Source organism: Bacillus sp. CCNWLW194 (assembly GCF_037120585.1).
GTDB lineage: Bacteria > Bacillota > Bacilli > Bacillales > Bacillaceae_G > Bacillus_A > Bacillus_A basilensis.
Map to the genome: position 1 here is coordinate 172,627 of NZ_JBBBBL010000007.1, position 14,392 is coordinate 187,018.

General features: G+C 35.1%; 13 protein-coding genes. 7 read left to right on the top strand and 6 right to left on the bottom strand.

Annotated features, from left to right (window positions below):
- Positions 1-102: 102 nt before the first annotated feature.
- The gene (locus V7S50_RS17595) at positions 103-1,533 is read left to right on the top strand and encodes a YfcC family protein (protein WP_242254580.1); all 1,431 of its coding nucleotides are present in this window, start codon (positions 103-105) and stop codon (positions 1,531-1,533) included.
- Between the two features lie 134 nt (positions 1,534-1,667).
- Here V7S50_RS17595 and V7S50_RS17600 read toward each other — a convergent pair whose 3' ends face one another.
- The 3 genes from V7S50_RS17600 to V7S50_RS17610 form a co-directional block, all read right to left on the bottom strand.
- A complete protein-coding gene (locus V7S50_RS17600) occupies positions 1,668-2,495 on the bottom strand; it encodes an endonuclease I family protein (protein ID WP_242254582.1) in 828 nt (275 codons plus the stop codon).
- 470 nt (positions 2,496-2,965) lie between these two features.
- Positions 2,966-3,442, bottom strand: coding sequence for a Cys-tRNA(Pro) deacylase (ybaK, locus tag V7S50_RS17605; protein WP_242254584.1), 477 nt, complete (start codon positions 3,440-3,442; stop codon positions 2,966-2,968).
- Between the two features lie 203 nt (positions 3,443-3,645).
- Positions 3,646-5,808 carry a serine hydrolase domain-containing protein gene (locus V7S50_RS17610; RefSeq protein WP_309259128.1) on the bottom strand — a complete coding sequence of 721 codons (2,163 nt, stop codon included), beginning with the start codon at positions 5,806-5,808 and terminating at the stop codon, positions 3,646-3,648.
- A gap of 268 nt (positions 5,809-6,076) precedes the next feature.
- On the opposite strand from V7S50_RS17610, the gene V7S50_RS17615 reads away from it, so the two are divergent.
- The 4 genes from V7S50_RS17615 to V7S50_RS17630 all read left to right on the top strand — a co-directional run bounded on the left by V7S50_RS17615 (position 6,077) and on the right by V7S50_RS17630 (position 10,760).
- A complete protein-coding gene (locus V7S50_RS17615) occupies positions 6,077-7,870 on the top strand; it encodes a hybrid sensor histidine kinase/response regulator transcription factor (protein ID WP_242254588.1) in 1,794 nt (597 codons plus the stop codon).
- A gap of 281 nt (positions 7,871-8,151) precedes the next feature.
- On the top strand, positions 8,152-9,429 hold the full coding sequence (locus V7S50_RS17620; RefSeq protein ID WP_242254589.1) for a histidine--tRNA ligase: 1,278 nt from the start codon (positions 8,152-8,154) through the stop codon (positions 9,427-9,429).
- Positions 9,430-9,590: 161 nt separating this feature from the next.
- Entirely contained in the window at positions 9,591-9,902 is a 312-nt protein-coding gene (locus V7S50_RS17625) for a hypothetical protein (RefSeq protein WP_242254590.1), read from the top strand.
- 258 nt (positions 9,903-10,160) lie between these two features.
- Complete coding sequence (locus V7S50_RS17630) at positions 10,161-10,760, top strand: hypothetical protein (protein ID WP_242254592.1); 600 nt, start codon at positions 10,161-10,163, stop codon at positions 10,758-10,760.
- Positions 10,761-10,819: 59 nt separating this feature from the next.
- On the opposite strand, the gene V7S50_RS17635 is transcribed toward V7S50_RS17630, so the two are convergent.
- A complete protein-coding gene (locus V7S50_RS17635) occupies positions 10,820-11,200 on the bottom strand; it encodes a winged helix-turn-helix transcriptional regulator (RefSeq protein WP_000340656.1) in 381 nt (126 codons plus the stop codon).
- 128 nt (positions 11,201-11,328) lie between these two features.
- On the opposite strand from V7S50_RS17635, the gene V7S50_RS17640 reads away from it, so the two are divergent.
- Both V7S50_RS17640 and V7S50_RS17645 read left to right on the top strand, forming a co-directional pair.
- A complete protein-coding gene (locus V7S50_RS17640) occupies positions 11,329-12,009 on the top strand; it encodes an NAD(P)H-dependent oxidoreductase (protein ID WP_242254593.1) in 681 nt (226 codons plus the stop codon).
- A 160-nt stretch (positions 12,010-12,169) separates the two neighbouring features.
- Entirely contained in the window at positions 12,170-12,451 is a 282-nt protein-coding gene (locus tag V7S50_RS17645) for a DUF1292 domain-containing protein (RefSeq protein ID WP_242254595.1), read from the top strand.
- 50 nt (positions 12,452-12,501) lie between these two features.
- Here the strand turns inward: V7S50_RS17645 and V7S50_RS17650 are convergent, their stop codons facing one another.
- Both V7S50_RS17650 and V7S50_RS17655 read right to left on the bottom strand, forming a co-directional pair.
- Entirely contained in the window at positions 12,502-13,593 is a 1,092-nt protein-coding gene (locus tag V7S50_RS17650; RefSeq protein WP_242254596.1) for a pyruvate kinase, read from the bottom strand.
- Between the two features lie 58 nt (positions 13,594-13,651).
- Positions 13,652-14,362: a hypothetical protein gene (locus tag V7S50_RS17655; protein WP_242254605.1), complete on the bottom strand. Its 711-nt coding sequence runs from the start codon at positions 14,360-14,362 to the stop codon at positions 13,652-13,654.
- Between the last annotated feature and the right edge of the window lie 30 nt (positions 14,363-14,392).

Sequence of the window (14,392 nt, forward strand, 5' to 3'; positions counted from 1 at the left end):
GACAGAAAAACTATTGCCATAGGGAGCCACCTTTATTATAATCTATTCCACAGGTAAATTTCAGAATATTAAAAATTAACCAAGTGAAAAAGGAGGAGTTTTATGCAATTACAAACCGAGGCAAAAAAACAGCCTAGTAAACGAAAATTTAAAATGCCTGACGCGTACGTACTACTATTTTTTATTGCCTTACTTTGTGCAATAGCTACATATTTCGTTCCTGCTGGAGAATTTAAAAGAGTGACAAACGGGACTGTTACAACGACAATACCAGGAAGTTACCATTCTGTTCCGCAATCACCGGTAGGGTTTGTTTCTTTTTTTACCGCTATTGAAAAAGGAATGACACTTGCTGCTCCTATCATCTTCTTAATTTTATTTACAGGCGGTGCCATTGCAATTCTTGAAAAAACAGGTGCCCTTGACGGTCTAATCTATCATGTTATTAACAAATTTCGGAATCAGCAATTACTTTTCATTTGTATAGTCGCAGCCCTCTTTTCTATTCTCGGAACGACTGGCATTATCGTTAACTCAGTTATCGGCTTTATCCCGATTGGCATCATCGTTGCACGCACATTAAAATGGGACGCTATCGTTGGTGTAGCAATTATTTATTTAGGCACTTATGCTGGTTTTAATGCTACTATTTTATCCCCTTCACCTTTAGGTATTTCACAAAAAATCGCAGAACTTCCGATGTTTTCGGGAATTGGTTTACGCACAGCAATCTATATATCTTTTTTACTTGCTACCATTCTATATATTAATTGGTATATAAAACGCTTGAAAAAATCGAATAAAGGAAGCATTCTCGGCGATAACTGGTTTCCAAGTAATGCTCTTTCAAGCGGGAAAGAAACAGAGAAAACAGAAGTTCCTTGGACAATACGTCATAAACTAATTTTACTCGTTTCAGCTTTATCGTTAATTGCATTTTTAATCGGCGCATTTCGTTTACATTGGACAGACGCAGAAATGACCGCTACTTTTATTTTCATAGCAATTACAGCGGGAATAATAGGTGGCATGAAAGCAAACGATATCGCTTCTACTTTTCTAGCAGGCTGCCAAAATCTCATATACGGTGCTTTGATCGTCGGAATGGCTCGTTGTATTTCAGTCATTTTAGAACAAGGTAAATTACTTGATACAATCGTTAACCAACTCGCACAGTCTCTCGAAGGACAAAGCCCAGCATTTGGCGTTATCGGTATGTATGTAAGTAGTGCCGCATTACATTTCCTTATTTCATCCGGAACAGGTGAATCTGTTATTTTCATTCCAATATTAGCTCCATTAGCTGATTTCATGCACATTACACGCCAAGTTACAGTACAAGCTGTTATGCTCGGCGAAGGTGTAGTGAACTGCTTAAATCCAACTTCCGGTGTTTTAATGGGTGTTCTCGCTGCGAGCGGCATTTCTTACGGAAAATGGATTCGATTTATGGCTCCTCTTGCGTTCATTTGGTTTATCATTGGACTTATTTTTCTTATTGTTGGCGTGAATATTGAGTGGGGACCTTATTAAATACTTAACTTGATAAAATATCTATCCTATTCTCCTCTCCAATCCTATAAAAATCATTTATTCCAGTATAGATATAAAAAGGGATTGATCATAATGATCAATCCCTTCTATCCAAATAGAATGCCTTTAAAAATCTAGTTCCAAATTTTATTTACCCATTCCGGATGATCAATAAAAGGATTACGATTATGTTGATATTTCGTAAAAATCACTTCATTACGCTTTCGTTCTAAATCATCTACCGGGTCTTGTTCATTCCATTTTAGTAAAACGGATAGTTTGCCCATGTATGGATCTTTATTGTTATTCACCTTTTCATTTAATTCTAAGTTTATTTCGCTGTTGTCACCTTCGTAACGAACAGCCATGTAAAATAGCATTCTAGCGATATCTCCTTTTACACTATCACGAGGTTCCCAAGAATCACTATCGTATTTACATTCTGTCGCTTCCGAATGATTCACACCACCATTATCAAAATCCAGATTTCCACGTGAGCTATTTACAGATACATCCGTCGCTCTTAAATGATGCAAATCTGTTCCAGGTCCTGCAGTCGTTCCAAAATCACCGTGAGATTTTGCCCAAACATGCTCTCGATTCCAGTTATCAACTCCTGAACCATTCGTAAGTTTCCCTTGCGAACGCCCAGTATATAAGAGTATCACATTGTTTTTATTATTTGGATCTTCATCAGTATCCCTTAGTGCTTCCCAAACCGCACTGTATGATAACTTTGTATGATCATCAATAATATTATGAAGTTCCTTCTTTAATTCTAAACCCGTCTTTCCTATTGCATTATTATAATATGTATCGTCATAGCTTTTTACAGTAATCTCTTGTGGTGATGCAGAAGCTACTTCACCGTGTATGATATCTGTGAATGATAGAGATGCAGAACCTAAAATAAAAAATGAAGATAGTGTAACCATAGCAATCTTTGTATTTCGAAACTTCATATACCCATTTCCCCTTTAAAATATAATTTGAAGCTATTCACTAAAAAATGCTTTCTAACCCCCCGAAAACTTTTAGAAGCCCATACCCCTTTTCTTTTTATTTAATACAGGACTCTATTGAGTCTGTATCACTTCTAAACTTTTTGTTTATTCACATTCCAAACAATTTCACTTTTAACAAGGAATACCCTTCTCTTATAAAGATTATTAAAATATTCTTTACAATTTAAAAGTAGTTTAATATTAACTTATAAATTTTAATTTATTTATGCAATAATACATATTTGATAATTTGTTCAAATGCATTTAAAGAAAACTGTGCACAAATATATAGAATTTAATATAGAAATTAAAAATCGGATGCTAATACGAATTCTTTTCTCTACAAATAAAAAAGGAATGTGTTTCACACATCCCTTTTTTTCATTCCCATTTGTAAAAAGATCCTATATCCCTTCAAATCTCACTATTTATTTCGTTATCTCACCAAACTGCGCTCTCGTCACTTTCGCTAAGTCATCCACTTTAAGCTCAATTTGTATACCAATTTTCCCGCCGCTTACTATCATCGTTTCAAGCGATTGAGCATTTTCATCAATACATGTAGAAAATAATTTCTTCATTCCGACTGGTGAACAACCACCGCGAATATACCCTGACACTTTCGTAATATCTTTTACAGCAATCATTTCAATTTTCTTTTCACCGACTGCTTTTGCCGCTGCTTTTAAATTCAGTTCTTCATCTACCGGGATGATAAAAACATGATGATTTTTACTATTCCCTTGAGCAATTAACGTTTTATATACTTCTCTCACTTCTCGTCCAATTTTCTCGGCTACTGATACGCCATCAATTTTCCCATCGTCTGGATCATATGACATCATCGAATATTCAATTTTTTCTTTATCTAATATTCGCATCGCATTTGTTTTATCTTTTTTCATGAGCTTCTCCTTAAAAAGTTATTTCATAACATTAAGTTTTCTTTTATTATACACCCTTTTCTGTTTCTCCTGCATAACTTCACATTTTTGTAGATATATGTAAGCATCATCCTACTAGGATTTTATTTCTCATTAAATTCAAACTCACATAAAGAAAACCGAAATGGAGCCTTCAAATGAAAGGCTCCATTTCGGTTTTCTATTTAACGTCCAAACTCTTTATTAAATATTTTATCCCTACCTGTAATGACCTCTGGACCTACTGCATTAATAGCTGTTACTAAAATATGTTCTCCTCCAATAGGTCCACCGACCCTCGTTTCAAATCCAAAAGTCCCACCAGCATGCCCCCAATACGATTGCCCTTCTGGTGTTTTCTCTTCATAAACTCCCAGTCCAACCTTACCTATAGGTGAATCTACTGTTGTAAACATCTGATTCATTAGCTCTTGATTTAAGAGCTGCCCACCTAACAGTGCACTGAAGAATGTAGTCAAATCTTTCACTGTTGAAACCATATCTCCAGCTGCATTTGCCCATGACTGATTAATTTCTGTCAAATCATATAAACGACCTGATCTATCCATATTATATCCATTAGCATGCTTACCCGGTATGTGCGAACTTGCTTCCATTACGAATGTCTCTTTTAACCCGAGGGGTTCAATGAATCTTTTTCTAATTTGCTCCGCATACGTATCTCCTGTTACCTTCCGAATAATTTCCCCGGCTATAACAGTATTTGTGTTCGAATAGTCCCAGCCCTCCCCTGGTGCAAATACAGGCGGCTTTGCAAGTGCTAAACTTATAAGCTCATCGGTACTATAATAACGAAATGGGTTTTGAGGCAATGTAATATCTCTCATATCTAAATCTGTATATGCTGCAATCCCACTTGTATGGTTTAATAACTGACGAATTGTGATTTTACTCCCATCATATCCGTTACCCTGCACAACTCCCGGCAACCATTTCTCAACTGTATCCTCAAGGTTTAATTGTTTTTCTTCAGCCAATTGCAGTACAACAGAAGCAGTGAATGTCTTCGTTATGCTTCCTATACGGAACGAAAAATTCGGTTCTACAGGGCGTGGCATCTCGTAACTAGCTGTTCCGGTAGCGTACGACCAACGCTTTCCATCCTTTAATCCACCAGCTATAACACTTGGAATTTTTTTATTCGTTACTACTTGATCCATTACACTTTGCACTTCTTCTCGATGTTTACTTTTCTTTTCCTTATCAGTAGGTTCCTTTTTTGATTTTGCCGCAAATTCTGAAGCTAAAATATTATTAATCTGTTTCTCTGCCCCTAATACATTAATATTTATCGAAATAACATGTTGACCATCTTTCGTTCCACCAGCAAAGTTAGTAAAACCAGGAATACCACCACCATGTCCCCATACTTCAGTACCATCTGGTAATTTTGTTGCGTGAATACCAAGCCCGTACTTTCCTAATGGGGTATCTACTGTGTTAGTCACCATCTCCTTCTGCATTTCCGGTGTCAGTAATTTCCCACCTAATAAGGCACGGAAAAACGTTGTCATATCTTCTCCTGTCGAAATCATTTCACCACTAGCATTAGCAAACGATGGATTAAACAAAGTAATATCTACTAATTTATCTCCCGTATTTAAATAGCCACGTGCATTTTTTTTCGGAATGTCCATTGAGCTTCCAGGAAGAACTGTTTCTTTTAAACTAAGAGGTTCCATAATTCGTTTCTTTATTTGCTCAGCATACGATTCTCCGGTTACCTTCTGAATAATTAATCCTATAATAACCATGTTTGTATTCGAGTATGACCAGCCTTTTACTGGTTCTAATTGTAGGGCACGAGAAATTAATTGTTCCGCTGTATAATTCTCGCTTGGATTCTCTATTAAATTCTCTTTAAGATCTAGAGTCAAGTAATCAGCAATTCCGCTTGTATGATTTAATAGTTGGCGAATCGTAATTTTGCTGCCATCATAGCCTTTCCCTTTTATAAGTCCCGGCAACCATTTCTCTACCGTATCATCAAGACTTAACTTCTTTTCACCCGCAAGCTGCAATACTACTGTAGCTACAAAGGTCTTCGTTGTGCTCCCAATTCTAAAAGCAGAATCAGCATCTACTTTATGATTTCTCTCAATATTACCTTCACCAGAAGCATACGCCCAACTTGCCTCTCCATTTTTCACAGTAACAATAACTCCCGGAACATTCTTTGCATCGGCAGCTTTATCGATAACTTGTTCAATTGATGTCCTTTTGTTTACCGCATTTACGTTTTCGTAAGAAGGTATCGCTAACGCTCCAACCAATATTGCCCCTGTTAAAGTAAGGGCTGTTCCTTTTTTTAAGATAAATGACTTCATTATGCATCGCTCCTATTATTTTATATTTTTCTGTTGCCTCACTCCCTCACCTTAACTTCAATATCGTTAAATAACATAGTGACAAAACGCTTTAATTTACTTATTACGCTTTATGCAACTATGTCATATAAAACATGTGACAAACTGTCAACTGCTTCATATGACATACTTTGTTGACTGTCTTTCTATTGACGATTTCAGAGATATGTTACATGATGAATCTGAATCATTGATAATTAATCTTAAAATACAAGTAGGTGCTTAATTTATGTTCTCATTCACAAAAAAATGGATTTGGTATGACTGGATATTTGTGCTCATACGAACATTTTGGCTAACTGTTATCATCAGCGCTAATTTTATGTTTCCAACATCCATCCATACATCAAGTATGATTGTACTTTCTCTCACTTTTGTCGTTTACCTTGTACCATTAATTATTCGATATAAGAAAACACAATGGTACCCTGCATTCGATATTCTCACTGCAGGTTGTTTTTATCTTTACTTAGCATCCGTAGCTCCAAATTTACTTTGGTCTTTCATTTTACTCGTAATCATTATTGGACTATGTAGTAATCAAAAAAATTATATATGGAGCGGTATTTTTTGTGGATTTGTTTTTCCACTATTGAATGCTTGGATTGCCAACCGACCGCCATATGAACTAATCGTTAGTTGTAGTCTCGGTTTTGCCATTGGCATTTCTTTTAATATATTAATTCAGTATCATAAGCAATCTCGAATCATTGAAGAGCAAAAACTACTATTAGAACAACATATTAAAAGGATTGAAGAGCTTACTTTAATAGAAGAGCGTAATCGACTGTCACATGAACTACATGACACAATTGGTCATACACTTACTTCTCTCATCGCTGGTGTCACATCACTAAAATCATCAGTACCTGATTCACAGTTTGAACGAATTGATTCGCTTATCAGCATTGCTCAGCACTGTCTAAATGACATTCGAAAGCATCTACACGAACTATCTCATAATCCACTTAGTAATTCATTAAGTGAATCACTACAACAATTAACAGAAGAATTTATGAAATCTACAGGTACAACCGTTACATTTCGTGTGATTGGAAACGAGACTCTTGTAATGCAAAAAGTGAATTTTTGCCTATATCGTTGTCTTCAAGAGTCGTTAACAAATGCTGTTCGGCACGGTAAAGCTAGCAACATATCTGTTCAACTACATTTCGACGAACAACAACTTCGATTGCACATTGAAGATAACGGTATTGGAATGAAAGAAATTCAATTTGGCTTTGGACTCAATGGAATGAAAGAGCGACTTGAACAAGTTCAGGGGACATTATCGCTTCATTCTAATGTTGAACAAGGAACATTCATTGTTTGTAATATTCCATTGCAAACAAAATTCATACATGACATAATTCGCTTATTGGTCGTTGATGATCAGGCTCTTATTACAAATAGTTTAGAGCAAATTTTAGAACACCAAACTGATTTTATTGTTGCTGGTAAGGCGTATGATGGATCTGAGGCATTAAAATTATGTGAACAATTACAACCTGACATTGTACTAATGGACATTCAGATGCCAGAAATGAATGGTATTGAGGCTTTACTAGAAATGAAGCGACGTTGGCCTAATATAAAGATTGTTCTTATGACAACATTTGAAGATTCCTTACAAGCAGCAACTGCACTCGAACATGGAGCTGAAGGTTACATGTTGAAGTCTATTCATCTACAAGAAATGAAGGAAGCCTTGAAACTTATTTATAACGGTGGAACTTGGATTGACCAATCGGTTGCTACTCGTATTTTTGAAGAAATGAAACTTCAACGTGAGCAATTAGCGAAAATCAAATTAACTAAACAAACTTCTCCATATGGACTTACAAAACGGGAAATGGAAATTTTAGAACATCTATCAAACGGATTACGCTATAAATCCATTGCTACTAAGCTATTTTTATCTGAAGGAACAATCCGTAATTACTGCTCAAACCTCTATTCAAAGCTAGGTGTTAACAATCGTGAAGAAGCGATAAAAAAGGCACGAACAGAAAACATCTTGTAGGCAATGTGAAATGAATACATTCCGCTTCAAAACTAAAAATATTGATAATTCAAAAATCACCTGATATAATTTGGAAAAACTTATTGTTAAGGAGAGATTTCTAATGCAAAATTTTAATACTTCTTTCCAACTTCATCATCATACGTAACGCCGTGTATCCGAAGAAAAATTTTTCTTCGTGGGTACAGGGCTTTTCCTGTTGACCCACGAAGCGTTCATAAAGCTATGTGGGTATTTTTATACCCGCATAGCTTTTTTTAATTTAAAAAGGAGTGATTACAATGGAAATGAAAAATGTAAAAGGAACGAAAGATTATTTACCAGAGGAACAAATGCTGCGAAATAAAATTAAAAGAGCTTGTGAAGACACATTTGAACGATACGGATGTAAACCGTTAGAAACACCAACGTTAAATATGTATGAACTTATGTCTTACAAGTACGGCGGCGGTGATGAAATTTTAAAAGAAATATATACGCTTCAAGATCAAGGAAAACGTGAGCTTGCGTTACGATATGATTTAACCATCCCATTCGCAAAAGTTGTGGCGATGAATCCGAATATTCGCCTCCCTTTTAAACGTTATGAAATCGGGAAAGTATTTCGAGATGGCCCTATTAAACAGGGGAGATTTCGTGAGTTTATTCAATGCGATGTCGATATTGTCGGTGTTGGGTCGGTCATGGCAGAAGCGGAACTTATGAGTATGGCGTTCGAACTGTTCCGAACGTTAAACTTAGAAGTAACAATCCAATATAACAACCGAAAATTATTAAACGGTATTCTCCAGTATAGTAACATCCCTACTGAGTTAACGAGTGACGTAATTTTATCATTAGACAAAATCGAAAAGATTGGGATTGACGGTGTACGAAAAGATGTATTAGAGCGCGGTATTTCTGAAGAAATGGCTGATACGATATGTAATACCGTATTATCTTGTCTAAAGCTTACAATTGCTGACTTTAAAGAAGCTTTCAATAACCAACTCGTTACCGACGGAGTAAATGAATTACAACAATTACAGCAATATTTAATCGCCCTTGGAATAAATGAAAATGCTATATTCAATCCATTTTTAGCGCGCGGCCTTACAATGTATACAGGTACTGTATATGAAATTTTTTTAAAAGATGGCTCGATTACATCTAGCATCGGTAGCGGGGGTCGATACGATAACATTATCGGAGCATTCCGTGGTGATAATATGAACTATCCAACAGTCGGTATTTCATTCGGTTTAGACGTTATTTATACAGCACTCTCACAGAAAGAAACTATATCATCTACAGCGGATATATTTATCATCCCACTCGGGACCGAATTACAATGCTTACAAATTGCCCAGCAATTACGTTCTACCTCTTCCTTAAAAGTTGAACTTGAACTAGCAGGACGCAAATTAAAACGTGCTCTTAATTATGCCAATAAAGAAAATATCCCTTATGTGCTTATTATTGGTGAAGAGGAACTTCGTACAGAAACTGTTGTGCTACGGAATATGAAGGAAGGTAGTGAGGTGAAGGTTCCCCTTTCTTTTTTAAGTAGTTATTTATAGTACGAACCACCCTCGTTTGGGTGGTTTTTCTATTTTATAGATAACCAACAATTAGTTTACATAAAATTATTATAATCTATTAAAAACTACAAAAATACAATATCCAATTATCTATTATTTTTGGTAATATATAGCTATGAATGATTTTAGGAGGATTAACTTTGAAAACCTACATACAAGCACTAAAGTGGACTACAGGGATCTATCATCTTTTATTACTTCCTTGTTATTATGTATTTCCAAGTCTTGTTAACCTATATCGGATACCTTTACTACTATTGATTGCTTTACATATCCTTACTATTTTATTAGCTAAAAAAGCAGGCATGAATACGTCCCCTCATTATATAGGTATTATCGTTACGCTAGTTGCCTTTTTCCCTTATATAGTTATCGTTCTACATATGATAACAGCCTTTTTCCTTTTATTAGATGCGGCTTCTATGAATGCAAAAGAAGTGTATGATTCATAGCTGGATAAAATAAAACTTTAATCAGTAGAGTTTTGAATTAGGTTAGCAAATTGCAAAATCATCTCACACACCAAGCTTATTGTTAACACCCAAAAAGGATTTACTTTTTAAGTAAATCCTTTTTAAATTACTTTCCCTACTCAAGACTAATAAAAGAATATTCTGTTTTATTTTTATAAAATTCTAAATATTTACAATACAACTTAATTATCATACATTTTAGTTATGTAAAAAACTAAGTTTAAAGGAGATGAATTCATGCTTAAAAAATTGATAGTAGGTGCATTGGTAGCCATTTCATCATTAACTGGGGGATTGGCATCAGTATCAGCCAGTACCGAAAAGGATTATTCGATTACCTCTTTTGAATATGTAACTGTAGATGAAAAGACTGTAGATTCGTTTAACAAATTGGGTGCTCCATCTAAAGAAGACATAAAAATAACTTTAGTTCTACCGAAACAAAATCAAAATGGAAACTGGTTATCTTATGGATTTTCGAGCAAAGAAAGTTTAGAATCTTTTATTGAAAAAGATAAACAAAGATTGAATAATACAATCACTCCCCTTGGGGTTGGCGGGAGCGGACCTAATAGTACAGACTTCTATGAACATGCAAATAAAGGTGGCGAGTATTTTTCTCATAGCAGCGGTTTTAAAAATTTGCCTCCTAGTTGGCAAAATAGAATTTCTTCCGTAAGTACAGCATCCCCTACTGCTAGCTATTCGACAACGCTATGGGAACGTACTTCAACTGAAGGATATGGAAAAGGTGTTGTTTTTAAACACGCTGATTGGTATGGTAAAACTGTAAACTTGAATGACTTCGCAATTTCAGCAGTTGATATTAAAAAGTAAAAAACATGGAAATAAAAGGTGTCTTCACATATGGAAAACACCTTTTATTTCTACAACTCTTAACTATTATTTTTCGTATTCCTACTCTCCAAAACTTTCTCCATATTATGAGTGGCCCACTCCATCATTAATAGAATCATTGGACGTAGTGATTCACCGAGCTCAGTTAATGAATATTCTACTTTTGGCGGCACTTCACGGTATACTTCACGATGTATGATGCCATCTGCTTCAAGTTCTCTAAGCTGAAGCGTTAACATTCTTTGTGTGATATTAGGTTTTAATCTTTTTAATTCATTAAACCGCTTCGTACCATCTAATAAATGATACAAAATTACCCCTTTCCATTTTCCTCCAATGACCTCGACCATCGCTTCCACTGGACAAGAATATTTATTTAAAAATGGGTAATTTATATTATTTTCGTTTGAACAATCCATAATAAATCCCTTCCCTTACCAATAGTATCTTTTTTGATACTATACCACATAAATGTGCGTACTTGTTTCTATGTTACTTTAAAAATATAATTTACTTACAAAATACATTAATGAAAAGAGGTACTTTTATGACAAATACAAAAGAAATTACAAAAGAGAAAATTATGGAGGCTTTTCATTTCAGACATGCATGTAAAGAGTTCGATCCTATGCACAAAATTTCAGAAGAGGATTTTAAATTTATTTTAGAAACAGGCAGATTATCTCCTTCTTCTTTTGGATATGAACCTTGGAAATTTATTGTCGTACAAAATAAAGAAGTAAGAGAGAAACTACAACCGTATTCATGGGGTGCTGGTGGGCAACTCGCAACAGCAAGTCACTTTGTCATTGTTCTTTCAAGAAACATTAAAGATATGCATTATGATGCAGAGTATATTAAATATATGATGAACGATATTGTTGGATTACCTGAAGACACGCAAAAAATTAGATATGAATTCTTCAAAAAGTTTCAGGAATCAGATTTCAACTTGTTACAATCCGATCGTGCTGTATTTGATTGGGCATCAAAGCAAACCTATATTGCTTTAGGTAATATGATGACGAGTGCAGCTCAAATTGGCATTGATTCTTGTCCAATAGAAGGATTCGATAAAGAGAAAGTAGATTCTTTACTTCGTCAAGAAGGCATTATAAAAGACGATAATCTTGAAGTGTCTGTTATGGTTGCCTTTGGTTACCGTAAAGAAGATCCAAAGCGTGATAAAACAAGACAGACTATGGATACAATTGTTGAATGGATTTAATAATATAGCACGCAATAAATAATGCTCCTCATTGCTGGATACTCATACGAAAGAAGTAGAATTTGATTTTTCTTATGTATGAAATTGATTTTTCATGGAAAGATATATTAGTATGTATGCAGTTTAAATACTCTATTTATTAGAGTCGAACAGGAGGAGAATGAATATGTCTGATATTGAAGTTGGCGAAGTGTTTACTCTTAGCGATGAGAATGATGAGGATCAGGAAGTAGAAGTACTTGGAGCGATGGATGTCGAAGGCGCTGAATATATTGCGGTTGCCTTTGTAGAAGACATTCAAACAGAATCTGAGGATGACATTGATATTTTCTTTTTAAAAGTAGAAGAAGATAATGAGTTTTCATACATTGAAAACGATGAAGAATTTGATAAAGTATCTGCTGCTTTTGATAAAATTTTAGATGAGCAAGAGCAAGAATAATATGAATGAAAAACACGAGGGCGGATGCATATCCGCCCTCTTTTTATTCATTACTCATCCAGAGATTCATGCAGCAATTCCAGTACATCTTTCATCGCAAAAGGACCGTCTTTTTTCACATGCTCAGCAAATTCAGCAACGAGACGTAATGTTCTTACACTTTCAATCGGATGCTCTCCTGACGCACTTTCAGCAGAAAGCATAACAGCATTTGTCCCGTCTAGTACAGCTTGAAACACATCCGTCACCTCAGCCCTTGTTGGAATAGAATGATCTACCATAGATTGCAGCATTTGTGTCGCAGTAATTACATATGTATTCGTTCGATTACATTCCTGAATCATCATTTTCTGCAAGAGCGGAATAAATTGGAACGGCAACTCTACTCCTAAATCTCCCCTTGCAATCATAATTCCGTCTGCTTCTTTACATATATCTTGAAAATTCTCGATTGCTTCCATCGTTTCTATTTTTGCAATTAAATTAGGAGCAGTTGCTTTATGCTCTTTTATAAAATCCCTTATTTCTTTTATATGGCTAGGTTTTCTCACAAAAGAACATGCAATAAAATCAACACCCTCTTCTAAAAGAAACTGAATATCTTTTTTATCTTTCTCTGTAATAGCTGGTAAACTAACGATTGCCCCTGGTAAGTTCACCCCTTTATGAGATGAGATATTACCACCTGTTTTCACCTTTGTTTCTATTTTATCCGTACTTACCTTTTCAACGATTAACTCAACTTCTCCATCATTCATTAAAATTCTACTGCCAACTTTCACATCATTCGTGATTCCTTCATAATCAACACTTGCTTCCCTATTACTCCCTGTAACTGGTTGCGTATGTAACATAAAAGAATTTTCCGCCTGAAGTGTAATTTGTTCTCCTTTTACTTCACCTAACCTTATTTTAGGACCTTGTACATCGCCTAAAATTTTAATAGAATCGTCTAACGATTTAACTAAACGAATGATATCTTTATGACTTTCATGCGTACCATGTGATAAATTCAACCGAACTATTTTCATACCATTGCTTATTAACTGCGCTAACATTTCTTTATTATTACTTGCTGGCCCAATTGTACAAACTCGATCAATTGTCATATTTCCACCATCCTTTTTCGTTAGGATTCCCATAAACTTTAATTACACTCTCAACATAAAAAAGCCTACTCCCACAAGTAGGCTTTTGAAACTACGAAAGTTTCGTTAATAACTGATTTAAATCTTTTTTCGTTTTCGTCGTTAATGACTTCATTTTAGTAATATCTATCTTTTCTTTCTCCGCTCCTACAATTAATGGATACATACTTTGTCCAATTGTTTTATATTCAGCTGGGTGTGATGTTTCTAACTCTTTCTCGATTACATCCCACTTTGCATTAATTTGTTTTCCAAGTTTATTTACTGTTTCTAATTTCGGATTAGCAGCTAACTGCTTATCTAAGCTATCAACTAATGCAGCAACTTCTTTAACACTCGTTTTCACAGCTACACTTTTCTTCGGATCTTTCGTTGTTTTTCCGTCTGAATTTGTACTTGTACTTTGATCTGTTGTTTTCCCGCTAGTCGTTTGATCATTTGTTTTTCCTGTCGTCTCTTTTTCTTTTGTTTTTACATTCTCGTTTTGAGTTGACGTTTTACCGTTACTTTCTGTTCCTGATGATTCTTTCGTACTTTTTGCATCTTTATCTGTTTTTTCGTTTGAAGAAGTATTTGTTTCTTTGTCAGTATCTTTTGTTGTTTTTGACGCTTCATCTGCACTTGTCGTTTTTGATTCTCCTTCATTTTGCGCTGTTACTTGCTCCTTCTTTTCTGTCTCTTTATCTGCTGAAGGACTACAAGCTGCCATAGTAAGCATTGTACCAATTGTTATCGACGCGATAGCGACCTTTTTCATTTTCATATAAATCCCCCTATGTTTACTTTATTTATC